Below are 20,076 nucleotides of genomic sequence, written 5' to 3' on the forward strand. Positions count from 1 at the left end.
CGGCTTTTTCGGGACAGCGCGGTGGCTGCTTAGGCAGTTTCGCCGTAGACGGTGACGGTGATCTCGGCGGTCACGTCGGTGTGCAGCGCCACGCTCACAGCGTGATCGCCGACGGTTTTCAACGGACCGTTAGGCAGGCGAATCTGCGATTTGGAAACCACAAAGCCCTGTTTACTCACTTCTTGCGCAATGTCATGGTTGGTGACAGAGCCAAACAGGCGGCCGTCAACACCGGCTTTTTGCGTCAGCTTGACGGTGGTACCGCCAAGCTTTTCGCCCTGGGCTTGCATTTCGGCAAGCTTGGCGGCGGCGGCTTTTTCAAGTTCAGCGCGTTTGACTTCGAATTCCTTGATGGCCACTGCCGTGGCGCGACGGGCGCGGCCCGAAGGGATCAGGAAGTTGCGTGCGTAGCCGTCTTTGACTTTGACGACTTCGCCCAGGTTGCCGAGGTTAACGACTTTGTCGAGCAGAATAATTTGCATGGTCGTACTCCTTACAGGCTGCGGTGCTGGTCGCTGTAAGGCAGCATCGCGAGGAAGCGAGCGCGCTTGACGGCGGTGTTGATCTGGCGCTGGAAAATTGCGCGCGTGCCGGTCAGGCGCGCCGGGATGATTTTTCCGTTTTCAGAGACAAAGTCACGCAGGGTGTCGATGTCTTTGTAGTCGATTTCTTCAACGCCAGCGGCTGTGAAGCGGCAAAAGCGCTTGCGCTTGAACAGCAGGGATTGGGTGTTGCGCTTGGGGCGCTTGTCTTTATTGAAACGTTTTGGTCCGGCCATGATGGACTCCTTAAATGGGGTTCAGTACTTGTTCGAAAATTTCGAAAGCTTGAATATGAAAAACAACGCCTTTGCTGGTGCGTGCATTGATGAGAAAACCGGTGAACCTGAAAGGCTTGCTTAAGGGAAGCTTGATGGCTTGTTCAGCCAGCGATCCGAAAGCAACTGCCTTGAGCGTTAACTTGACCTGTCTGGTCACCCCTGCTTCAAGCATTTCAGACTCGTGTTCGAGAACGAAATTGGCAGCGGGAATTCCAGCGGGCGTGTAGCGAAGAGCGCTGAGCTCGGCGATACAGGCGGTCAGTTCAACGTGGTTCACTGCAAGCTCATGGGCACGGCAGCGAAGCGTTCAAAAGCATGGTGGCAATTAAGCCGCATACTCCTGCTGTTGGGTTTTACGGGCTTCTTCCCTCTCGACGTTGCGCATCATGAGGGACGGGCCGGTTTCAGCCTTTTTCTTGACCACGGTCAGGTGGCGCAGCACGGCATCGTTGAACTTGAACGCGTGTTCAATTTCTTCCATCACGGCTTGACTGGCTTCGATGTTGATGCACAGGTAGTGGGCTTTGCCGAGTTTCTGGATCAGGTACACCAGCTGGCGACGACCCCAATCTTCAACACGGTGCACAACGCCACCGCCGGCGGTGATCATGCCTTTGTAACGTTCCAGCATGGCTGGGACTTGCTCGCTTTGATCCGGGTGGATCAGCAAGACGATCTCGTAATGACGCATAAATTCTCCTTGTGGATAAATGAAAGCTGCCCCAGCGTCGTTAAGGGTGCAGCAAGGCGAAGCCCATGATTATAGCCCGTCGCCGCTTTGATGCCTGAACGCGTCATCCTGGCGCGACGCCGGCGTGGCAAAACTCCGGTCATAAACTTTCAGGTCCGGGTAGCGGATGTACTCGACCAACTCCTGCGCTTTCGGGCTGGGCGGCGGCGTGACCAGGCTCACCAGAAAAATCACCGCAAAGCCGACCGGTACGCCAAAAAGGCCGGCGGAAATCGGCTCAATGCCCCACCATAGCTCGATTGGCGAGGTGATGCCGAAAGTTGCGCGTAGCCAGGGCTGGGTGGTGAACATGTAATACGTGGTGACGCCCAAGCCAGACACCATGCCCAGAACCGCCCCGCTGCCGGTGGCGCGCTTCCAGAAAATGCCCAGGCTGAGCGCCGGAAAAAACGAGGCCGCCGCAAAGGAAAAAGCCGCCGAGACCAAAAACAGGATGTCGGCCGGCTTTTGGGCCGCCACATAAGCTGCCAGCAAGGCGACCACCAGCAGCAGGATTTTGGACACCGTGACCCGGCTTACTGTCGAGGCGTTAGGGTCAATCATCTTGTAATACAGGTCATGGCCCAGCGCGTTGGCAATGGTCAGCAGCAAACCATCAGCGGTGGATAGCGCGGCCGCCAGCCCACCCGCAGCCACCAGCCCGGAAATGACGTAAGGCAGGCCAGCGAGCTCGGGCGTCAGCAGCACAATGATGTCGCCGCCTATCGTCATTTCGTTGAGCTGCAGGAGGTTGTCCTTGTTGACATCAACCACCGACAGCAGCGCCGGATCGATCTTGCTCCAGGCGTGCACCCATGCCGGCAGATGGTCAAACGGCGTGCCCACCAGCACCGTGAAGATTTCATACTTCACCAGCACGGCCAGCGCAGGCGCGGTGAAGTACAGCAAAAAGATGAAAAACAGCGACCAGGTGACCGATTGGCGCGCCTCGCGCACCGTAGGGACGGTGTAGTAGCGCATCAAGATGTGCGGCAGGGCCGCGGTGCCCACCATGAGGCAAAAAATCAGCGCCAGAAAATTGCGCCGCGAGGTGTCGTAAAGCTCCTTTTCCTTGGGCGTGCCGTCGGGGTCACCGGAAAACTGTGCCGCATGGGCCGGCATGCCATTGAGCGGCTGGGTTTTAATGTCGGCGGCGGCTCTGGCGGCAGTCCAGGCCCTCCGGGCGGCGGCTTCGTCTCTGGGCAAGGCGGCCAGGGTCTTGCCCGCAGCAGAAATTTCTGTCACCGACGCGTTGCGCGCCTTCAGCATCTCCACCCTTTTGCTGGCAGCCTGTTTGTCGGCGGCCAGTGAAGTTGCCGGGTGCTTGAGCTTTTCGGTGAAGGCCTCGGAGCGCTGCCTGAAGATGTCGCGCACCTGCAACTCCTTCGGATCTATGGCCAGCTCTTTTTCCTTGGCGCTGACCTTTTCAAGCTGAAATCCGTAGACCAGTTGCGGCAGCGGAATGCCGGTCTGTTTGACCGACAGCCAGACCACCGGGATCATGTAGGCGACCACCAAAATAATGTACTGGGCCACCTGGGTCCAGGTCACGGCACGCATGCCGCCCAGGAATGAACACACCAGGATGCCGCCCAGGCCCAGGAAAATGCCAAGTTCGAAGGCGATCCCCGTGAGGTAAGAGGTGATCAGGCCGACGCCATAGATCTGCGCCACCAGGTAAGTGAACGAGCACAGGATGGCGGCAGACAGGCCGATCAGCCGGGGCAAATGTCCGCCATAGCGCTCGCCCAGAAAATCAGGAATGGTGAACTGGCCAAACTTGCGCAGGTAAGGCGCCAGCACCAGGGCGACCAGGCAATAACCGCCGGTCCAGCCCATGATGAAGGCCAGTCCGCTGTAGCCGGTCAGGTAAAGCGTTCCCGCCAGGCCGATAAACGAAGCCGCCGACATCCAGTCGGCACCGGTCGCCATCCCGTTGTAAATTGCCGGGACACGGCGGCCCGCCACGTAATATTCGGCGGCGTCGGTGGTACGGCTCATGACCCCTATGCCTGCGTAAAGGCCAATAGTGGCCATCAGAAAGGTAAAGCCTATCCACAGACGCGGCAGCCCCATTTGCTCAAGGCCAGCGAGCAGCGCGACAAAAAGCACAAAACCAACCGTATACCAACGGTAGACGCGGTCAAGCTGGGACTTGAACTGCTGCTTGGAGAGCTTGACGCCGTCGCGCGAACCGAAAAACCCGGCCATGGTTCAGTCGTCTCCGTCAGCAACGTCGTGCTCGATGTCAAGACGGTTCATATACCAGGCGTAAAAGCCGATGATCAGGCAATACACCAGCAAGGCGCCTTGCGCGCCCATCCAGAAGCTGAAAGGCCAGCCGAAAAAGGTGAAATTCAGCGCACGTGCAAAGTAGCTGACGACGAAGGTGACGACAAACCAGATCAGCAACAGCAGCGCCGTTACCGAGAGGTTTTTGTGCCAGTAACGGCGGTGCATGTTAGTGAGTCGCATCGCCCACCCCAGCCATGCCGGCCACGCCGACTTCCGGGCTTAGCCCAGTTTCGCGCTCGAGTTGCGCCGCTACCCTGGGCTCGAACTGGCGCAGATGGGCAATCACCCTTAGGGCTTTGTCAGGCTGCCCCAATGCCAGCCGGACCTGCGCCAGCCGATACCAGCCATAAGGGCTTAGGGGTTGCAGAGCGGTGTTCCTTTTGAGCGCCTTCACGGCGTCAAGGAATTGAGCCTGATGAATCAGCACCAGCGCCAGGCCGTACCAGGCCCGGTCCATGCAAGGGTCGCGTTCCAGCGCCCGTTGAAACGCCGGCCCGGCGTCATCGTGGCGCCCGGTCTGCTGCAAAACAAAGCCCAGGTTAAACCAGGCCGCCGCCTCTTGCGGCGCCGAGCCCCCAATGCGGGTGAGCTGCTGCAGGCTGGAGATTGCTTCTGCAAAATTGTTCAGTTGGGCCAGCAGATGCGCCCGGCTGGCGAGCGCGTAACGGTCCGCCGGTCGCAATAGCAACATCCGCTCAAACCTCGGCAGTGCGCCTGCGCAGTTGCCGGCTCCCAGCAAAAGCACGGCCTGAATCTTCAGGAACAGATACTGCAACGCAGGCTTTATTTGCACAGCGCAATGCCAATCTGCAGGCAGGTGCTGACCTTTAGGATGGCCGCCCCACCCCAAATCAGCAGCAACACCGCAAAAGCCACCAGCGGCAGGTGGCGATCAAGCACGAAGGCCGGCGAGATCCAGCGCGCTGCCTTCACCCAGGGCCGGGCGATCAGTTGAAGCACGCGATAAAACGGATTGCGCTCTCGCGCCTGGCCCGACAGCAAGCCAATCACCCACTGGCCCAATAAGGCAAGCAAGGCGATTTCAGCCAGCAGTTTGACAGTGGTGGCAACGGCAAGCATGAAGTTTGGCGAGCAGCAATCGGCAGCTAGGTAGCAAAGGGTTGGTCAATCGGCGGCATGCCTTCGATTGTCAGCCGGGCGCTTGCCGGACAGGCGCCCGGTCAACCGGGGGGTTTCCCTTGGTTGACGGGTCAGGCCATCAGCTGGCGAGGCGCTTCCAGGCATCGATCACGGTATCCGGGTTGAGCGACATCGAACCTATCCCCTGCTCTTTGAGCCACAGCGCAAAGTCTGGATGGTCGCTTGGGCCCTGACCGCAAATACCGACATATTTGCCCTGGCGCTTGCAGGCCGAAATAGCCAGGCTGAGCAGCGCTTTCACGGCCGGATCGCGTTCATCAAAGTCTTTGGCCAGAATTTCCAGCCCCGAGTCACGGTCCAGCCCCAGCGTGAGCTGGGTCAGGTCGTTCGAGCCGATGGAGAATCCGTCAAAGTACTCCAGGAACTGATCGGCCAGGATGGCGTTGCTGGGCACTTCGCACATCATGATGATGCGCAAGCCTTGCTCACCGCGCTTGAGGCCCTGCTGCGCCAGCAGTTCGGTCACGGCCTGGGCCTGGCCCAGCGTGCGCACAAACGGCACCATGACTTCGACGTTGGTTAGGCCCATGTCGTTGCGCACGCGCCTGAGCGCCTCGCATTCCATGGCAAAAGACTCGCGAAAATCGTTGCTGATATAGCGTGCCGCGCCACGAAAGCCTAGCATTGGATTTTCCTCTTCGGGCTCGTAACGCGAGCCGCCAATCAGCTTGCGGTACTCGTTGGACTTGAAGTCGGACAGGCGAACAATCACCGGTTTGGGCCAAAAAGCCGCGCCAATGGTAGCAACCCCTTCGGCCACCTTGTCCACGTAAAAAGCCCGCGGTGACGCATGACCCCGCGCCACGCTTTCGACCGCCTTTTTCAGGTCAGCATCGACATTCGGGTAGTCCAGGATGGCCTTGGGATGCACGCCAATATTGTTGTTGATAATGAATTCCAGCCGCGCCAGCCCCACGCCGTGGTTGGGAATCTGGCAGAAGTCAAAGGCCAGTTGCGGATTGCCGATATTCATCGTGATCTTGATGTCGATGGCCGGCATGTCGCCGCGCTGCACCTCGGTAACCTCGGTCTCCAGCAGGCCGTCATAAATGCTGCCGGTATCGCCTTCGGCGCAACTGACCGTCACCAGCATGCCATCCAGCAGGCGTTCAGTAGCGTCACCGCAGCCCACCACCGCCGGAATTCCCAGCTCGCGCGCAATGATGGCGGCGTGGCAGGTGCGGCCGCCGCGATTCGTCACGATGGCGCTGGCGCGTTTCATCACCGGCTCCCAGTTCGGGTCGGTCATGTCGGTCACCAGCACGTCGCCGGGCTGCACCTGGTCCATGTCCTTGATGTCGCGCACGATGCGCACCGGGCCGGTGCCAATCTTCTGGCCAATCGCGCGGCCCTCAGTCAGCACGGTGCCAGTGCCTTTTAGCTTGTAACGCTGCTCGGCCTTGCCCTTGGCCTGGCTCTTCACGGTTTCCGGGCGTGCCTGCAGGATGTAGAGCTGGCCGTCGGCTCCATCCTTGCCCCACTCGATGTCCATGGCGCGGCCGTAGTGGTCTTCAATGATCAGCGCGTAGCGGGCCAACTGCTCGACATCGGCATCGGTCAGCGAGTAGCGGTTGCGCAATTCGGTCGGTACGTCGGTGGTCTTGACCAGCTTGCCGCTGACCTTTTTTTCAGCTGCCGTGGTGAACTCCATCTGCAGCAGCTTGGAGCCCAGGTTGCGGCGAATCACGGCGCGCTTGCCGGCCCGCAGCATGGGCTTGTGCACGTAAAACTCGTCCGGATTGACGGCGCCCTGCACCACGGTTTCACCCAGGCCGTAGCTGGAGGTGATGAAGACCACATCTTCAAAGCCGCTTTCGGTGTCAATGGTGAACATCACGCCGGCCGCCCCCAGGTCGCTGCGCACCATGCGCTGCACGCCCGCCGACAAGGCCACGTCGGCATGGGCAAAGCCCTGGTGCACGCGGTAGCTGATGGCGCGGTCGTTGTAGAGCGAGGCAAACACCTCTTTCATCTTGAGCAACACGTCTTCAATACCGACGACGTTTAAAAAAGTTTCCTGCTGGCCGGCAAACGAAGCGTCAGGCAGGTCTTCGGCGGTGGCGGACGAGCGCACGGCAAAGCTGGCCTGGCTCGCCTGGTTCGTCTGGTTCGTCTGGGTATCGCCCGCGTTCAGCGCGGCAAAGCTCTGGATCACGGCTTGTTCAAATTCAGGCGGGAAAGGCTGGGTCTCGACCAGCGCCCGAATTTTGGCGCCGGTTTCTGCCAGCGCGCGCACGTCGTCAGTGTTTAGCGCATCGAGCAGCGCGTTGATTTTGCTGTCCAGCCCCGCATGGGCCAGAAACACGCGAAAGGCGTGCGCCGTGGTGGCAAATCCGGTGGGAACCCGCACGCCTTGGGGGCCGGTGGGCAATTGCGAGATCATCTCGCCGAGACTGGCGTTCTTGCCGCCGACGACCTCGACATCCGTCATTCTCAGGTTTTCAAACGGTACGACCAAGGCGGTCGCCTCAAACAGGTTGGACATGAAAATACTCCGGGAGGTTTAAAAACTGGGGTCGAAACCATGCACGGCTGGCAGCCTGATTGTTGTTTTTGGGGGCGAAAACGGGGCATGGCTGGGGAATCTGGATAATCAAACCGATTGTAGGGGCCTGTTGCCGGCCGCTCTTACCACCACTTTTTTCACCTTTACACCAGCCAAGCAGTCCGCCATGTCCAATCGAACCGTGTTTTTCATCTCCGACGGCACCGGCATTACCGCCGAGACCTTCGGCAACGCCATTCTGGCGCAGTTTGAGTTCAAGCCGCGCCACGTCCGCCTGCCCTTTATCGACAGCGTAGACAAGGCGCATCAGGCGATCCGGCAGATCAACCACACGGCCGAACTGGAAGGCAAACGACCGATTGTTTTCACGACACTGGTCAACATGGAGATTCTGGCGGTCATCAAAACCCACTGCAACGGCATGCTGCTGGATATGTTTGGCATGTTCGTGGCGCCACTGGAGGGTGAACTCGGCATCAAGTCCAACCACCGGGTCGGGCGCTTTTCGGATGCCTCCAAAAGCAAGGAATATGACGACCGGATCGAGGCCATTAATTTCTCGCTGGCGCACGATGACGGCCAAAGCAACCGTGACCTGGAGAACTCCGATGTGATTCTGGTGGGCGTCAGCCGCAGCGGCAAAACGCCGACTTCACTGTATCTGGCGATGCAGTACGGCATCAAAACCTCCAACTACCCGCTGATTCCCGAAGACTTCGACCGCCGCCAGTTACCCCCTGCCCTGGTGCCGCACCGCAAGAAAATCTTTGGCCTGACGATAGGGCCCGAGCGCCTGGCCCAGATCCGCAACGAGCGCCGACCCAACTCCAACTACGCCAGCTTGGTCAACTGCCGCAACGAAATCCATGAAGCCGAAGCCATGATGCGGCGCGAAGGCATACGCTGGCTATCGACCACCACCAAGTCCATCGAAGAAATCGCCACCACCATCCTGCAGGAGATCAGGCCGGAGCGGCTGGAGTATTAAGCCGGACTGAGCGGGCTTCACTTGCTACCATTTTAATAGCTGTCTGCGCCCGTATCTATTGGGCTAGCGCCTTTATTTCTCCTTGGATTTAAGGACAAAGCGCTGGCGTGAACGCCTTGCAGGCGGCGCAGCTTTGCTCGGCTGAATCGGGTCATAGCGCAACGCGTACATAGCGGAGTTTGTCGCGGTCTGATATTTGTTGCCCAGCACAAACAATCATGGTGAGAACCTGAGCAACTGCTAAAAGCAGCACGCTTATTGCAAATGAGAAGTGTTATCATTTGCAAACAACAATTATTCTCATTTAAAAGGTCTTGACATGCTCCCCAACAAATTCCGCCGTCCAATTAAACAAGCAGCAGCTTTCGGCTTGCTCGCCAACGCCCTGATTGCCGGTGCGGCGGAATACCCCATCGGCAAGCCGCAGCAACAATTTGGCATGGAGATTGCCGCGGTCTATCTGCAGCCGGTTGCCATGGAGCCCGAAGGCATGATGCGCAAGACTGAAGAGTCAGACATCCACATCGAGGCTGACATCAAGGCGCTCAAAGGCAATCCCAATGGCTTTGAGGAGGGAGCCTGGATTCCCTACCTGGTGGTGAAGTTCGAGATCACCAAGATTGGCACCAGCCAAAAAGTGTCGGGTGAGTTCATGCCCATGGTGGCCAACGACGGCCCGCATTACGGCGACAACATCAAGCTCTTTGGCCCCGGAAAGTACCACGTCAAATACACCATCTCGCCGCCCACGGAAAACAAGCCGGCCCATTTTGGCCGCCACATTGACAAGCTCACCGGGGTGAAGCCCTGGTTCAAGGCCTTTGCCGTCGAGAACGACTTCAGCTATGCGGGCATTGGCAAAAAGGGCGGCTACTAAACCTTGTTGCAGAAGGCCACCATGCCACTGAAATTTCATACCGCTGGCGCGCTTGCGCTGGCCTTGACTTTGTTGCTGGCGCTGGCACCAGTGCGCGCCCAGGACATGCCGTCTGTCAATTTGCTGATTCGGGCCGGCCGCTTTGTGCCGTCAACGCTGCAGGTTCCGGCCAACACCAGGTTTCGCTTGCTGATCAAGAACGAAGGACCGGGGGCGGAAGAGTTTGAAAGCGTCGATTTGCGCAAGGAAAAGGTGCTGGCACCCGGTGCCTCAAGCTTCCTGATTTTTCAGCCGCTTAAACCCGGCACCTACAAGTTCTTTGGTGACTTTCATCCCGATACGGCACAAGGCCAAATGGTGGCCAAATAAAGGAAGACTGCAATGGGGAGCACGCTCTTTATCGTCTGGCGCGAAAGCTTGGAGGCCATGCTGGTGGTTGGCATTCTGCATTCTTGGCTGAAGTTCAACGAGGCGGCGAGTAACGGCCTGCACGCGTTGTGGCTTGGGGTGGGCTGTGGCATGGCGCTGGCCGGCGCGCTGGGTTGGGCGATGGTGGCCGCGCAGGGTGAACTCTCGGGCGCGGCGCTGGAGTGGTTTCAGATTGGCATGCTGTTGGTGGCAGGCGCACTGATCGTGCAGATGGTGTTATGGATGCGCCGTCACGGCGCTGGCATGCGTAAAAGCCTGCACCAGAATCTGGCGGCAGCTATGCAGCGCTCCGGCCTGCTCGGCATTGCCATCGTGGCCGCGTTGGCGATCGCGCGCGAGGGTGCGGAAACGGCGGTGTTCCTGTACGGCGTAAGCCTGGAGCAGGGAGGTTCTGCCAGTTTGGTGGCGGGCGCGGCCTTGGGTTTTGTATTGGCGGGTCTGACCGCCTGGGCACTGGGGCGCGGATTGCGCTTTCTGGACTACCGGCGCTTCTTTCTGGTGAGCGGCTGGATGCTGTTGCTGTTTGCCGTTGCGCTGCTGGTAAACGCGGTTGATCGCCTCATAGGCGCTGGGCTGCTGCCCGCATTGGTCGATCCCTTGTGGGACAGTTCATGGCTGCTCGATGATGGCAGCCGCTTCGGCTCTTTGCTGGCCGCGCTGGCGGGCTACCGCGCTCACCCGTCGTTGATGCTGGTGAGCATCTATGCCGTTTACTGGTTGGTGGTGTCGCGTGCCATGCACCTTGAGAGGCGCGATGCGTAGCATTCCCGTCGCCCTTGTTCGAGACGAAGTGCAAGCCCCCATGCAAACCGGCGTGCTGGCGCGCGTTGGCATGGCCATGCGTCGTCATCAGCGCTTCATCCTGGGCCTGCAGTGGCTGGTGGTGGTGTTTTATTTCAGCCTGCTGATTTATCCGGTGTTTATGCCCTTGCCGGCGGAAGATGCGCACATTGTCGACAACCTGCGGCTGTTTGCGCAGTTCATGTTCTGGGGCGTCTGGTGGCCTTTCGTCATGTTGGGCACCATGCTGCTGGGGCGCGTCTGGTGCGGCGTGTTTTGCCCGGAAGGCATGTTGACCGAGCTGGCCAGCCGTCACGGTCTGGGTCGCGCCATCCCGCGCTGGCTGCGCTGGAGCGGCTGGCCATTTGTGACCTTTGTCTGCACCACGGTTTATGGCCAGTTGGTCAGCGTTTATGAGTATCCGCAAGCTGCCCTGCTGGTGCTGGGGGGCTCAACACTGGCGGCTGTCGCTGTGGGCTTGGTGTATGGCCGGGGTACACGCGTCTGGTGTCGCTACCTGTGTCCGGCCAATGGCGTGTTTGGTTTACTCGCCAAAATTGCTCCGCTGCACTTTCGGGTGAATGAAGCCGTCTGGAAGCAGAACCAGCAGCGTGCGCCTGCCGTGAACTGCGCCCCGTTGATCGACATCCGGCATATGAAGAGCGCATCTGCCTGTCATGCCTGCGGACGCTGCAGCGGTGAACATGGCGCGGTCGAACTGGGGCTGTGCTCACCGGCGCGCGAAATTCTGGCTACCAACCGCCGCGAGGTCAGGACCGATGAAGCGGTGACCCTGATTTTTGGTGTGATCGGCATCGCCACCGCTGCGTTCATATGGTCATCGAGCAGCCGCTTTGTGCAGATGAAGACCGCGCTGGCCGATTGGCTGATGGAGCGTGATTGGCTGGCCCTGCTGCAGGACAACGCACCTTGGTGGTTGCTGACGAACTACCCGGCAGCCCACGACGTGTTTACCTGGCTCGATGGTCTGTGCATTCTGGCCTTCATTCTGTGCGGCGGTGGCGCGCTGGGTTTGGCTGTCTGGGCCGGTGTCTGGCTGGCGGCGCGCGTGCTGCACGACCCGGCGCTGTCCTGGCAAAAACTGTCACTGGCCTTGGTGCCGATGGCCGGTGTCGGGGTGTTTCTGGGCCTGTCGATGCTGACGCTCGGTCATCTCAAGGCCGAGGGCATCACATTGGCCTGGGTGCCTGCGCTGCGGGGCGTGCTGCTGACCCTGGCGGCGGGCTTCTCGGCCTACCTGATGCTGCGCATGTGTCTGGTGCGCTGGACCCGGCGCGCCGTGGCGGGCCTGCTTGTCGCCTTGGCGCCCTTGGGTCTCATCGTGCGGGTCTGGCTGTGGGTGCTGTTTGCTCTGTAAGTGCCGCCGCCGGGGCTACGGTTTTTTTGCTTGCCCGATGGAGTCAGGCTGCAGACAATGAGTGCATTCAAAACCAAAAAAGGAGTTTCCATGAAAGGCGATGCCCAAGTTATCACCCACCTGCAGGCCCAGCTGAAAAACGAGCTGACTGCCATCAACCAGTATTTCCTGCACTACCGCATGTACAAGCACTGGGGCCTGGACAAGCTGGCCAAGAAGGAATACGAGGAATCGATGGGCGAGATGAAACACGCCGACAAACTGATGGACCGCATCTTCATGCTCGAAGGCCTGCCCAATTTGCAGGACCTGGGCAAACTGATGATTGGCGAAGACGTGCCCGAAGCCCTCAACTGCGACCTCCAAGCAGAGGTCGGCGCCCAGGCGACGATCAAGGATGGCATGGCCCATTGCGAGACGGTACGAGACTACGTGTCGCGCGACTTGCTGCAAGGCATTCTGGACGACACCGAAGAGCACATCGACTTCCTGGAAACCCAGATCGAGCTGGTCAGCAAAGTGGGCCTGCAGAACTACTTGCAAAGCCAGATGGGAGAACTCAGCTAGGCTCCCCGGCCACCAGCAGCACCGCCACCGAGGGCAGCACACCACTGCGCGACATCTCGCGTTCGGTCAACGTGGGTGCCGGCCCAGTTGCTGCGCGAACAGGTAGCGCACTCCACGGAAGATGCGTTGCACAACATGCCCGGCGTGGCGGCAAGTTATGGGGACGGCCAGCGCGGCCTGGCCGCCGGCACGGCCCAACAACGGTTGCGCAAGGCAGCCAATCACTTTAGCCACCCAACCCTGCTTGAGCAGCTCAGGCAGCGCCAGAGCCAGCCGGCCGTGCCGCGCTAAAACCCGGCAGCCCTATCGGACATACGCAAAATGTTACTGCAAATGCGACCGATTCGCATTTATAATAAAGTTACCGATTTACTAACCAGCAAGCCCTCCATGATCGTCTGTATCTGCCGCCGCATCTCCGACCGCGAAATTGCCCGTCACGCACGGGCAGGTCTGGGCTTTGACGAGATTCAGTTCGAGCTCGGCGTTGCCACCCAGTGCGGCCAATGCGAAAGCGGCGCCCGTGAAGTGGTGGCCCAATGCAGCGCAAGCTGCCCGAGTGCCAACATCAAGCTAGCCAACCACACTCCGGAAGGCAGCGCATGGAAAACCTCACCAACCTAATCGCAACACTCCCCGTCAGCCTGATCCTGGTGATCGGCTCCGCGTGGTGGATCTTTCGCCGCTAACGCAAGCGCGTCTTGCGCAGACCCCTGCTGCTGCTCCTGCATCCACTAAACTCCAGATGAAGGCGCTCGCCATTTCGACCTCTTCAGCTCTTCCCCCCTTGTGCGCATTCCTCTGAACCAAAATATTGTCATTGCTACCACCGTGGTGGTGTTTCATGTTGCGGTGCTCTGGGCCCTGCAAAACGGCCTGATGCGCCGGACGGTGGAAATGGTGGTGTCGGCCGAAATCCTGACCCGTATCATCGAAATTGAGCCGCCCAAGGTCGCGGCGCCACCCCCCCAACTGCCGCCGCAGCCACCCAGGCCGGCACCCAAAACACCCGCGCGGCCGCCACCACCCATGCCCCTGGCCGTGCCGGACCCGTTGCCTGCGCCAAATGCACCCATCGGTGTGCTTGAGCCGCAACCGCCCCCGCCCTTTGTGGCTACCCCGGTCGCACCCGCCCCCGCGCCGCCTGCGCCGCCGGCCGCGCCGCAGTTGGTCGAAATCACGCAGGGAGAAACCGTGTACGTCCTGCCGCCGCGGCCGGTCTACCCGTCGCTGAGCAAACGCAGTGGCGAATCCGGCGTGGTTATTGTTGCGGTGTACTACAGCGTCTCCGGTCATGCCAGACGCGCGGACGTCCTGAAGTCCAGCGGTTTCGAGCGTCTGGACCGCGCCGCGCGCGATGCGGTGCTGGCCTCGCAGGTCACCCCTTTCGGGCGCGCGGGTGTCAGCGAAGACACTCAGTTTCTGCTCAAGGCCCCGATTAATTTTGTTCTGGAGTAAGTAATGAATTCACAATTTGGCCTTGCCAACGTCTGGAGCCAGGGCGATATCGTTACCAAAGCGGTAGCGTTGCTGCTGCTGCTGATGTCGCTCGCCTCGTGGATGGTCATCATCATCAAGACGCTGGACCTGATCCGGTACAAAAAGATTTCCAGGGCCGCCGAAGGCTTCTGGCACAGCGAGGATTTCGCGGCAGGCCTCGCCAAGTTGGGCGCCGACCCCGCCAACCCTTTTCGCCAGCTGGCGCTTGAAGGCCGTGAAGCCACGCTGCACCACCGCGTCACCCGGGCCCACCTGCACGATGCGCTTGATGTAAGCGACTGGGTCACGCGCACCTTGCGCAACACCATCGATGAATTCACCGCCAAGCTGCAATCAGGACTGGCCATTTTGGCATCGGTTGGTTCCACCGCGCCCTTTGTTGGTCTGTTTGGCACGGTTTGGGGCATCTACCACGCGCTGCTGGCCATAGGCGCGGCCGGCCAGGCCACTATCGACAAGGTGGCCGGCCCGATCGGCGAATCGCTGATCATGACGGCGCTCGGCCTGGCCGTGGCCATCCCTGCCGTACTGGGCTACAACGCCCTGGTGCGCGGCAACAAGGGCGTACTGCACAAGCTCAACCGCTTCGCGCACGACCTGCACGCCTACTTTGTCACCGGCGCCCGCGTCAGCACCGGCGAAGCAGGTGGCATGGCCAATGTGGTGTCGATGAAAAAGGCCTGAACGCCGCAAAATCCTTTTAGCCCGACGTTTTTATTTAATAATCGAGAAGCACCATGGCCTTTGGAACCCAGGACGACAGCGATGAGGTGATGAACGAGATCAACATGACGCCCATGGTGGACATCATGCTGGTGCTACTGATCATCTTCATCATCACGGTGCCTGTAATGAAGCACTCCGTCAACATCGACCTGCCGCGCGCCAACAATGAGGCGCAAAACATCAAACCGGAAACGCTTCGCCTGAGCGTTGATGCCGATGGCAACTACTTCCTCAATGAAGCCAAAATCGCAGATGAAGACCTGGTGCCCCGGTTGAGGGCGGCAGCCGCCATAGCGCCGCAACCTGATTTGCATATCCGCGGTGACAAATCAGTGCGCTACGAGCGCGTGGCCCAGGCCATGGCGGCCGCACAGCAGGCCGGCCTGCGCAAGATTGGTTTCATCACCGAGCCGAAGAACTGAGCGCTTGGCGACAGGTTTCGCCAGGAAATATTCAAAAGAAGGAAGCAAAAACAAGACACCGGGCAAACTGGCTTGACTTTTAAATGATAATGATTATCATTAACTCAAAAAAACCCAATCAGGTTTACCCATCATGTCTATTGCACTTCCTGTCTCACACGTGGCCGGCATAACGCCAGCTTCAGCGCCGGCTTCTGTCCCTAGTGCCGCTAACGCGCCAGCCGGCTGTCTGAACAGCGCCGAGCTTTTGCGTGGCAAAAAGGCAGTGGAAATTAATCACAACGGCTTCACCTACCGCCTGCTGGCAACGCGTCTGGGCAAGCTGATTTTGACGAAGTAAGCGCATCAAGCGCAAGCCCATCACAAACCGATGGCGGCCATGCCAGCACGCGCAATCTGCGCATCTTCGCTGGACTTGACGCCACTCACGCCAACAGCGCCCAGGCACTGCCCGTCCTTGATGATGGGCACGCCGCCTTCGAGCATGCCTTGGATAAAGGGAGCCGACAAGAAAGAGACGCGGCCGCCATTGATCACGTCCTCATACACCTTGCTTTCGCGGCGGCCCATGGCGGCGGTATTGGCCTTGGCCGGCGCAATGTGGGCGGACACCGGTGGCGCGCCATCGAGGCGCTGCAGGTGTAGCAAATGACCGCCGTCGTCGACGATGGCAATGGTCACAGCCCAGCTGTTTTTAAGGGCTTCGGCCTCCGCCGCAGCGGCGATGAGTTTGATGTCGGCAAGTTCAAGCACGGCTTTTGATTTCATGGGGTTTCAAAAACTTTCGGATTTTGCAGTTTATCGATGGGTTATGACGCGTTTATCGGCCGAGCCTTCAAGCATAAGCAAATTTTGACCTCCGTTGCGTCCCTATTCCCCGTGAATTGGCTGGAAGAACACTTACAAATAGTGGGGAATGGGCGGTAGCCGATCCATTGAAATAGCAGGGATCACCCCTAAAATAGCATTGCCGGTATGTGCTGGCTCTATGGAGATGACGCTGATGGCTGACAATTTTCAAACACTTGAATCCAGTAGATTCGGTTCGACCGCTTCGGCTGTGCAACGCAACAAAGTGTTGCGCAACACCTACTGGCTGCTAGCCCTGAGCCTGCTGCCCACGGTAGCAGGTGCCTGGCTGGGCGTAGCAACCGGCATTACCCAGGCGCTGACTGGCGGCTTAGGGCTGGTGGTGTTCCTGGGCGGCGCCTTCGGCTTCATGTACGCCATTGAGAAGACCAAGAACTCGGCGGCCGGCGTGCCGGTGCTGCTGGGCTTTACCTTCTTCATGGGCTTGATGCTGTCGCGCATGATCGGCATGATCCTGGGCTTCAGCAACGGCTCCCAGCTGATCATGACGGCCATGGGCGGCACGGCGGGCGTGTTCTTTGTCATGGCGACCTTGTCCAGCGTGATCAAGCGCGACCTCTCCGGCATGGGCAAATGGCTGTTTGTCGGTGCATTGGTCGTCATGGTAGGCGCTATCGTCAATGTCTTTGTCGGCTCCACGGCCGGCATGATGGCGATTTCGGTCGCGGTGATCGGGATATTCAGCGCCTACATGCTGTATGACTTGAAGCGCATCCTGGACGGCGGCGAAACCAACTACATCAGCGCCACGCTGGCCCTGTACCTGGACATATTCAACGTGTTCCAGGCCTTGCTGGCGCTGCTCGGCATCATGGGCGGCGAGCGCGACTGAATTTCGCACCTTTCCATAAAAGGGCCTTCGGGCCCTTTTTTCATGCCTGCCAGCGGAATCTTGCAGGGTAAGGCGCCATTTCCCGCCAGGCCGCCCCAAGGGAAATTAGCCCCCCTTGGGGGGCAGAGAGCTTTACGCAGTGAGCGAACGTTGGGACTTACGTGGAAATCCGCTCAAAAACAGCCATGGATTCCACATGCGCCGTATGCGGAAACATGTTGACCACGCCCGCCGCGGTGCAACGGTAGGCGCCGCTCTCCACCAGCACACCGGCATCGCGCGCCAGCGTGGCCGGATTGCAGCTCACATAAACAATTCGGCTAGGCAGTGTCCAGCCGCCCAGCGCCAAGCTTTGCTGCTGTCCACCGTCGTCGCAGGGCACGCCGGTCGCGATCTGCTGGTGCAGCGCGGCCAGCGCCTTGAACAACTCAAACGCTCCTTCGCGCGGCGGGTCGACCAGCCATTTTTCCGCTGCGCCGTCTTTGACCAGCATCGCCGGGGTCATTTCAAAAAGGTTTCTAGCTACAAACTTTGTAGCAGCCAGCGCTCCTCTAGCGGGCGATGCAGCCTTGTTCATCTCATAATTCTGACGTGAACGGGCGACTAGCACTGCGCTGCCCTCGATGCCCAGCACTTCGCGCGCACGGGTGGCCAGCGGCAGCGTGAAATTGCCCAGGCCGCAAAACCAGTCAATCACCCGCTCGTGAGGCTTCACGTCGAGCAGGCGCAGCGCGCGCGACACCAGCACCTGGTTGATGTGCGGGTTGACCTGAGTGAAATCGGTCGGCTTGAAGGGCATGGTCACGCCAAACTCGGGCAAGGCGTAACTCAGCTGCTGCAGATCCTGCATGTTCTCGTCCAGCAGCGCCACCGTTTCCAGACCGCCCGGCTGCAACCACCACTGCAGGCCCTGGTGCGCCGTGGCAAAAGCGCGCAGCCGCGCCAGATCGCCCCCGCTGAGCGGCTCCATATGGCGCAGCACCAGCGCCGTCACCGCATCGCCACAGGCCAGCTCGATCTGCGGCAGGGTTTCTTTGGCATCCATGGCGCCAATCAGCTCGCGCAGCGGCAGCAGCAGATCGCTGACATGACGCGGCAGCACATGGCATTCGCGCATGTCGGCCACATAGCCGCTCTTGCGCTCGTGAAAACCGACCAGCACAGCGCCTTTTTTGCGCACATAGCGCACCGACAGGCGGGCGCGGTAGCGGTAGCCCCAAGCCGGCCCTTCAATGGGACGCAGCAAGTTGTCGGCCTTGAGCTTGCCGATGTGCTGCAAATTGTCTTCCAGCACGCGCTGTTTGACGGCCACCTGCGCGCCCACATGCAGATGCTGCATCTTGCAGCCACCGCAAGCGCCAGTGTGCATGCCGAAGTGGGGGCACGCCGGGCGCACACGCTGCGACGACTCACGGTGAATCGCCAGCAGCGTGGCTTTTTCAAATGAGCTTTTCTTGCGGTAAACACTGGCGCTGACCAGCTCAAAAGGCAGCGCCCCTTCAATGAACACCACCTTACCGTTGGCCCGGTGCGCAATGCCCTGGGCTTCGATGTCGAGCGACTCCACTTCAAGCAGATCGAGCGGGTAGTCGGCCGGTGCGGCAGGCGGTTTGTTCTGGGTTTCTTCGGTCATCACCGATTGTCTCAGGCTGCGCTACCATTTCCAGCCCGTCAGAAAAGGAAGGACTTATGGAACTGCGTATTTGCATGGACGTGAACGACATGGAGCGCGCCATCACGTTTTACACCGAGGGGCTGGGGCTGCAGCTGGGCCGCCGCTTCGGGAACGATTTTGTCGAACTGCTGGGCGCCGCTTGCCCGATTGACCTGCTCTTCAATGCCGCGGGAACGCACCCGGTGCCCGGCAGCGGCAGCCCGCGCAACTACCAGCGCCACTGGACGCCGCTGCACCTGGACTTCGTGGTCGACGATATTGATGCAGCCGTCGCCCGGCTGCAACAACTGGGCGCCGTGCTGGAAATGCCGGTGACGGACAAAGCCTGGGGCCGCATCGCCGGGCTGGCCGACCCGTTTGGCCATGGTCTGGATTTGCTGCAATTCCAGGGTCGCGGCTACGACGCGATATTGCAACCAAACTGATCTTAATTGCTACAAAATAGATAGCTATTCACGCCCGTCAATCAAGGGCTAAAGGCCAATTTCATTGTAAAAATAGCAAAAACCGCCTGCCCATAAAAAGAGGAGGCCTGCAGCGCAGGCCTCCTCTTTAATGGGGATACAGACTGCTTACTTGGCCGGCAGGTATTTGGCCGGGTCAACCGGTTTGCCCTGGCGCCGGATCTCGAAGTGCAGCTTCACGCGATCAGCGTCGCTGTTGCCCATTTCGGCAATTTTCTGGCCTTTTCTGACCGACTGGTCTTCCTTGACCAGCAAGGTCTGGTTGTGCGCGTAGGCCGTCAGGAAGGTGCTGTTGTGCTTGAGAATGACCAGGTTGCCATAACCGCGCAGCCCGGCACCGGCATACACCACACGGCCATCGGCGGATGCCAGCACGGCATCACCGGCCTTGCCGGCAATATCCAGTCCCTTGTTCTTGGCCTCGTCAAAGCCCGCCAACAGCGTGCCGTGCGCGGGCCAGATCCATGCCACATTTTCATCGCCATTGGCCGCAGGTGCCGGGCTGGCAACCACCGCAGGCGGCGCCACGACAGGCGGCGCCACGGCTGGCACCGGGGCTGACACCGGCGCGGATACCGGAGCTGAAGCGGGCCGCGCCGCGCTGGCAGCCGAAGCTGGTGCGTTGCCTGGCGTAACCGATGTCGTGGCCACAGAGCCCGACGTGACCGGCCGCGTCACGACCTGCGAATTCTCGGCGGCGAGCACCGGCGGAACCACGCGCAGCACCTGGCCGACTTCAATGATGTTGGGGTTTTCAAGGATGTTCCAGCGCACGATGTCGCGCCAGTTCTGGCCATTTTCCAGTCCGATGCGAATCATGGTGTCGCCGGGCTTGACGGTGTAGTAACCAGGTTTGCCCAGGTTTTCTATGCCTGGCAGCGGCTTGATGCTGGCCGGGTCGACCGCGTCGGGAAGCTGGCGCGAGGCGCTGCTGCCGCGGTCTTCAACCGGTGCGTTACGGGTACGCGAGCCGCAGCCAGCGGCCAGCAGCATGGCGGCGGCCAAAGCGCATGACAGCGCCAGCCCGCGCGTCCAGCGGCTTGTGTAAACCGCACC

At 59.9% G+C, this 20,076-nt stretch carries 26 protein-coding genes; 14 read left to right on the forward strand and 12 right to left on the reverse strand.

Annotation, left to right across the window (positions count from 1 at the left end):
* Positions 1–29: 29 nt before the first annotated feature.
* The 9 genes from rplI to ppsA form a co-directional block, all read right to left on the reverse strand.
* Positions 30–482, reverse strand: coding sequence for a 50S ribosomal protein L9 (gene rplI, locus HHJ18_RS01370; RefSeq protein ID WP_296910783.1), 453 nt, complete (start codon positions 480–482; stop codon positions 30–32).
* Positions 483–493: 11 nt separating this feature from the next.
* The gene (rpsR, locus tag HHJ18_RS01375; protein WP_011801778.1) at positions 494–778 is read right to left on the reverse strand and encodes a 30S ribosomal protein S18; all 285 of its coding nucleotides are present in this window, start codon (positions 776–778) and stop codon (positions 494–496) included.
* A 10-nt stretch (positions 779–788) separates the two neighbouring features.
* The gene (gene priB / locus HHJ18_RS01380; RefSeq protein WP_296910784.1) at positions 789–1,097 is read right to left on the reverse strand and encodes a primosomal replication protein N; all 309 of its coding nucleotides are present in this window, start codon (positions 1,095–1,097) and stop codon (positions 789–791) included.
* A gap of 48 nt (positions 1,098–1,145) precedes the next feature.
* Entirely contained in the window at positions 1,146–1,511 is a 366-nt protein-coding gene (rpsF, locus tag HHJ18_RS01385; protein ID WP_296910785.1) for a 30S ribosomal protein S6, read from the reverse strand.
* Between the two features lie 69 nt (positions 1,512–1,580).
* Entirely contained in the window at positions 1,581–3,761 is a 2,181-nt protein-coding gene (locus tag HHJ18_RS01390) for a sodium:solute symporter family protein (protein WP_296910786.1), read from the reverse strand.
* 3 nt (positions 3,762–3,764) lie between these two features.
* Positions 3,765–4,025, reverse strand: coding sequence for a DUF4212 domain-containing protein (locus HHJ18_RS01395; protein WP_296910787.1), 261 nt, complete (start codon positions 4,023–4,025; stop codon positions 3,765–3,767).
* On the reverse strand, positions 4,012–4,638 hold the full coding sequence (locus tag HHJ18_RS01400) for a tetratricopeptide repeat protein (RefSeq protein ID WP_296910788.1): 627 nt from the start codon (positions 4,636–4,638) through the stop codon (positions 4,012–4,014). The genes HHJ18_RS01395 and HHJ18_RS01400 overlap by 14 nt, the downstream gene beginning before the upstream one ends.
* Positions 4,629–4,925, reverse strand: coding sequence for a hypothetical protein (locus HHJ18_RS01405; protein WP_296910789.1), 297 nt, complete (start codon positions 4,923–4,925; stop codon positions 4,629–4,631). Before HHJ18_RS01405 ends, HHJ18_RS01400 begins: the two co-directional genes overlap by 10 nt.
* A 139-nt stretch (positions 4,926–5,064) precedes the next feature.
* A complete protein-coding gene (gene ppsA / locus HHJ18_RS01410) occupies positions 5,065–7,491 on the reverse strand; it encodes a phosphoenolpyruvate synthase (RefSeq protein WP_296910791.1) in 2,427 nt (808 codons plus the stop codon).
* Between the two features lie 187 nt (positions 7,492–7,678).
* On the opposite strand from ppsA, the gene HHJ18_RS01415 reads away from it, so the two are divergent.
* The 12 genes from HHJ18_RS01415 (at position 7,679) to HHJ18_RS01470 (ending at position 15,519) form a co-directional block, all read left to right on the forward strand.
* Entirely contained in the window at positions 7,679–8,500 is an 822-nt protein-coding gene (locus HHJ18_RS01415; RefSeq protein ID WP_296910793.1) for a pyruvate, water dikinase regulatory protein, read from the forward strand.
* Positions 8,501–8,819: 319 nt separating this feature from the next.
* Positions 8,820–9,377: an iron transporter gene (locus tag HHJ18_RS01420; RefSeq protein ID WP_296910795.1), complete on the forward strand. Its 558-nt coding sequence runs from the start codon at positions 8,820–8,822 to the stop codon at positions 9,375–9,377.
* A 21-nt stretch (positions 9,378–9,398) separates the two neighbouring features.
* The gene (locus HHJ18_RS01425; RefSeq protein WP_296910797.1) at positions 9,399–9,746 is read left to right on the forward strand and encodes a cupredoxin domain-containing protein; all 348 of its coding nucleotides are present in this window, start codon (positions 9,399–9,401) and stop codon (positions 9,744–9,746) included.
* Between the two features lie 12 nt (positions 9,747–9,758).
* Positions 9,759–10,568 carry an FTR1 family protein gene (locus tag HHJ18_RS01430; RefSeq protein WP_296910799.1) on the forward strand — a complete coding sequence of 270 codons (810 nt, stop codon included), beginning with the start codon at positions 9,759–9,761 and terminating at the stop codon, positions 10,566–10,568.
* Entirely contained in the window at positions 10,561–11,964 is a 1,404-nt protein-coding gene (locus tag HHJ18_RS01435) for a 4Fe-4S binding protein (protein WP_296910801.1), read from the forward strand. The genes HHJ18_RS01430 and HHJ18_RS01435 overlap by 8 nt, the downstream gene beginning before the upstream one ends.
* Positions 11,965–12,054: 90 nt before the next feature.
* A complete protein-coding gene (gene bfr / locus HHJ18_RS01440; RefSeq protein ID WP_296910803.1) occupies positions 12,055–12,531 on the forward strand; it encodes a bacterioferritin in 477 nt (158 codons plus the stop codon).
* Between the two features lie 75 nt (positions 12,532–12,606).
* Positions 12,607–12,822, forward strand: coding sequence for a hypothetical protein (locus HHJ18_RS01445; protein WP_296910805.1), 216 nt, complete (start codon positions 12,607–12,609; stop codon positions 12,820–12,822).
* Between the two features lie 99 nt (positions 12,823–12,921).
* Entirely contained in the window at positions 12,922–13,155 is a 234-nt protein-coding gene (locus HHJ18_RS01450) for a (2Fe-2S)-binding protein (RefSeq protein WP_296910807.1), read from the forward strand.
* Between the two features lie 165 nt (positions 13,156–13,320).
* Positions 13,321–13,989 (forward strand): energy transducer TonB, encoded by a 669-nt coding sequence (locus HHJ18_RS01455; protein WP_296910809.1) that lies wholly within the window; start codon positions 13,321–13,323, stop codon positions 13,987–13,989.
* 3 nt (positions 13,990–13,992) lie between these two features.
* The gene (locus HHJ18_RS01460) at positions 13,993–14,715 is read left to right on the forward strand and encodes a MotA/TolQ/ExbB proton channel family protein (RefSeq protein WP_296910811.1); all 723 of its coding nucleotides are present in this window, start codon (positions 13,993–13,995) and stop codon (positions 14,713–14,715) included.
* Positions 14,716–14,768: 53 nt separating this feature from the next.
* Positions 14,769–15,179, forward strand: coding sequence for a biopolymer transporter ExbD (locus HHJ18_RS01465; RefSeq protein WP_296910813.1), 411 nt, complete (start codon positions 14,769–14,771; stop codon positions 15,177–15,179).
* A 133-nt stretch (positions 15,180–15,312) separates the two neighbouring features.
* Positions 15,313–15,519 carry a hemin uptake protein HemP gene (locus HHJ18_RS01470; protein ID WP_296910815.1) on the forward strand — a complete coding sequence of 69 codons (207 nt, stop codon included), beginning with the start codon at positions 15,313–15,315 and terminating at the stop codon, positions 15,517–15,519.
* Between the two features lie 20 nt (positions 15,520–15,539).
* On the opposite strand, the gene HHJ18_RS01475 is transcribed toward HHJ18_RS01470, so the two are convergent.
* Complete coding sequence (locus HHJ18_RS01475) at positions 15,540–15,947, reverse strand: heme-binding protein (RefSeq protein WP_296910817.1); 408 nt, start codon at positions 15,945–15,947, stop codon at positions 15,540–15,542.
* Positions 15,948–16,182: 235 nt separating this feature from the next.
* Between HHJ18_RS01475 and HHJ18_RS01480 the strand changes: the two genes are divergently transcribed.
* Positions 16,183–16,881, forward strand: coding sequence for a Bax inhibitor-1/YccA family protein (locus HHJ18_RS01480; RefSeq protein WP_296910820.1), 699 nt, complete (start codon positions 16,183–16,185; stop codon positions 16,879–16,881).
* A 157-nt stretch (positions 16,882–17,038) separates the two neighbouring features.
* On the opposite strand, the gene rlmD is transcribed toward HHJ18_RS01480, so the two are convergent.
* Complete coding sequence (rlmD, locus tag HHJ18_RS01485; RefSeq protein WP_296910822.1) at positions 17,039–18,514, reverse strand: 23S rRNA (uracil(1939)-C(5))-methyltransferase RlmD; 1,476 nt, start codon at positions 18,512–18,514, stop codon at positions 17,039–17,041.
* 56 nt (positions 18,515–18,570) lie between these two features.
* Between rlmD and HHJ18_RS01490 the strand changes: the two genes are divergently transcribed.
* Positions 18,571–18,981, forward strand: a complete 411-nt coding sequence (locus tag HHJ18_RS01490; RefSeq protein WP_296910824.1) for a VOC family protein — start codon at positions 18,571–18,573, stop codon at positions 18,979–18,981.
* Positions 18,982–19,128: 147 nt separating this feature from the next.
* Here the strand turns inward: HHJ18_RS01490 and HHJ18_RS01495 are convergent, their stop codons facing one another.
* Positions 19,129–20,013, reverse strand: coding sequence for a peptidoglycan DD-metalloendopeptidase family protein (locus HHJ18_RS01495; protein WP_296911879.1), 885 nt, complete (start codon positions 20,011–20,013; stop codon positions 19,129–19,131).
* Positions 20,014–20,076 lie beyond the last annotated feature (63 nt).

The organism is Polaromonas sp. (genome assembly GCF_012927455.1).
Lineage (GTDB): Bacteria > Pseudomonadota > Gammaproteobacteria > Burkholderiales > Burkholderiaceae_C > Polaromonas.

What these genes read in the sequence shown, in the direction of transcription:
- HHJ18_RS01395 (WP_296910787.1), bottom strand. Translation starts at nt 4,025, where the DNA reads ATGCGACTCACTAACATGCACCGCCGTTACTGGCACAAAAACCTCTCG.
- HHJ18_RS01495 (WP_296911879.1), bottom strand. Translation starts at nt 20,013, where the DNA reads ATGCTGCTGGCCGCTGGCTGCGGCTCGCGTACCCGTAACGCACCGGTT.
- rpsR (WP_011801778.1), bottom strand. Translation starts at nt 778, where the DNA reads ATGGCCGGACCAAAACGTTTCAATAAAGACAAGCGCCCCAAGCGCAAC.
- HHJ18_RS01490 (WP_296910824.1), top strand. Translation starts at nt 18,571, where the DNA reads ATGGAACTGCGTATTTGCATGGACGTGAACGACATGGAGCGCGCCATC.
- HHJ18_RS01390 (WP_296910786.1), bottom strand. Translation starts at nt 3,761, where the DNA reads ATGGCCGGGTTTTTCGGTTCGCGCGACGGCGTCAAGCTCTCCAAGCAG.
- HHJ18_RS01415 (WP_296910793.1), top strand. Translation starts at nt 7,679, where the DNA reads ATGTCCAATCGAACCGTGTTTTTCATCTCCGACGGCACCGGCATTACC.
- rlmD (WP_296910822.1), bottom strand. Translation starts at nt 18,514, where the DNA reads ATGACCGAAGAAACCCAGAACAAACCGCCTGCCGCACCGGCCGACTAC.
- HHJ18_RS01480 (WP_296910820.1), top strand. Translation starts at nt 16,183, where the DNA reads ATGGCTGACAATTTTCAAACACTTGAATCCAGTAGATTCGGTTCGACC.
- HHJ18_RS01460 (WP_296910811.1), top strand. Translation starts at nt 13,993, where the DNA reads ATGAATTCACAATTTGGCCTTGCCAACGTCTGGAGCCAGGGCGATATC.
- HHJ18_RS01450 (WP_296910807.1), top strand. Translation starts at nt 12,922, where the DNA reads ATGATCGTCTGTATCTGCCGCCGCATCTCCGACCGCGAAATTGCCCGT.
- HHJ18_RS01435 (WP_296910801.1), top strand. Translation starts at nt 10,561, where the DNA reads ATGCGTAGCATTCCCGTCGCCCTTGTTCGAGACGAAGTGCAAGCCCCC.
- HHJ18_RS01475 (WP_296910817.1), bottom strand. Translation starts at nt 15,947, where the DNA reads ATGAAATCAAAAGCCGTGCTTGAACTTGCCGACATCAAACTCATCGCC.
- HHJ18_RS01430 (WP_296910799.1), top strand. Translation starts at nt 9,759, where the DNA reads ATGGGGAGCACGCTCTTTATCGTCTGGCGCGAAAGCTTGGAGGCCATG.
- rpsF (WP_296910785.1), bottom strand. Translation starts at nt 1,511, where the DNA reads ATGCGTCATTACGAGATCGTCTTGCTGATCCACCCGGATCAAAGCGAG.
- HHJ18_RS01405 (WP_296910789.1), bottom strand. Translation starts at nt 4,925, where the DNA reads ATGCTTGCCGTTGCCACCACTGTCAAACTGCTGGCTGAAATCGCCTTG.
- HHJ18_RS01465 (WP_296910813.1), top strand. Translation starts at nt 14,769, where the DNA reads ATGGCCTTTGGAACCCAGGACGACAGCGATGAGGTGATGAACGAGATC.
- ppsA (WP_296910791.1), bottom strand. Translation starts at nt 7,491, where the DNA reads ATGTCCAACCTGTTTGAGGCGACCGCCTTGGTCGTACCGTTTGAAAAC.
- rplI (WP_296910783.1), bottom strand. Translation starts at nt 482, where the DNA reads ATGCAAATTATTCTGCTCGACAAAGTCGTTAACCTCGGCAACCTGGGC.
- HHJ18_RS01425 (WP_296910797.1), top strand. Translation starts at nt 9,399, where the DNA reads ATGCCACTGAAATTTCATACCGCTGGCGCGCTTGCGCTGGCCTTGACT.
- bfr (WP_296910803.1), top strand. Translation starts at nt 12,055, where the DNA reads ATGAAAGGCGATGCCCAAGTTATCACCCACCTGCAGGCCCAGCTGAAA.
- HHJ18_RS01420 (WP_296910795.1), top strand. Translation starts at nt 8,820, where the DNA reads ATGCTCCCCAACAAATTCCGCCGTCCAATTAAACAAGCAGCAGCTTTC.
- HHJ18_RS01470 (WP_296910815.1), top strand. Translation starts at nt 15,313, where the DNA reads ATGTCTATTGCACTTCCTGTCTCACACGTGGCCGGCATAACGCCAGCT.